2 protein-coding genes are annotated in these 857 nt (G+C 47.6%); one reads left to right on the top strand and one right to left on the bottom strand.

Features of this window, described 5'->3' with window-relative positions:
* The coding region (locus A3757_RS04930) for a PaaI family thioesterase (protein ID WP_197469792.1) at positions 1-227 on the bottom strand (227 nt) is incomplete at its 3' end.
* 108 nt (positions 228-335) lie between these two features.
* Between A3757_RS04930 and proS the strand changes: the two genes are divergently transcribed.
* Positions 336-857 (top strand): proline--tRNA ligase (gene proS / locus A3757_RS04925; protein WP_068739243.1); only part of this gene is annotated, 522 nt, incomplete at its 3' end.

Raw genomic sequence — 857 nt, 5'->3', positions numbered from 1 at the left:
GCGACCTCGCCCAGGCTTCCAAGTATCGCAGCATACATCGCCGTATCACCTGCGGTCATCATAACCGGGCCCGATACCGTGCCACCCGGCCGAATACATTTATCTTGAAAAGGAATTCGAATCCGCGCGTAGCCGGGCTTGATCTCCTCGATTTTCAAGTCGATATCCTCAGCCATTGGCACCCACTCTCTTATGCGGGCTTGCACATCTGCGGCCTGTAATGTCATGTTCTACTCCAAGATTGTATTAATTATTTGATTCAGGACTATACGATCAGCACTTAGCTATTTAAAATACGCCATTATATTTTTACACTCAAAGGAAATCATTGCCTCATGCGCGCAAGTCGTTTTTTAATCGCTACTCAAAAAGAAACTCCAGCTGACGCTGAAGTCATCAGCCATCAGCTAATGCTTCGTGCAGGCTTGATTCGTAAACTCGCATCAGGTTTATACAACTGGATGCCCATGGGTTTAAGAGTGCTACGTAAAGTAGAAGCGATTGTTCGTGAGGAAATGGATAAGGCTGGCGGACAAGAACTTTCTATGCCTGTTGTTCAGCCTGCAGAACTTTGGGAAGAGTCTGGTCGCTGGCAGCAATATGGCGGTGAGTTATTGCGTATCAAAGATCGTCACCAACGAGACTTTTGCCTCGGCCCTACGCATGAAGAAGTGATCACCGACCTGGCTCGCAATGAACTGAGCAGCTATAAGCAATTACCGGCAAACTTTTATCAGATCCAGACAAAATTTAGAGACGAGCGCCGCCCGCGCTTTGGTGTGATGCGTGCCCGTGAGTTTTTAATGAAAGATGCCTACTCTTTCCATGCGACTCAGGATTCTCTGGACGAGACCTAT

This window comes from Oleiphilus sp. HI0117 (assembly GCF_001635235.1).
This window is presented reverse-complemented; position numbering and strand designations above follow the sequence as displayed.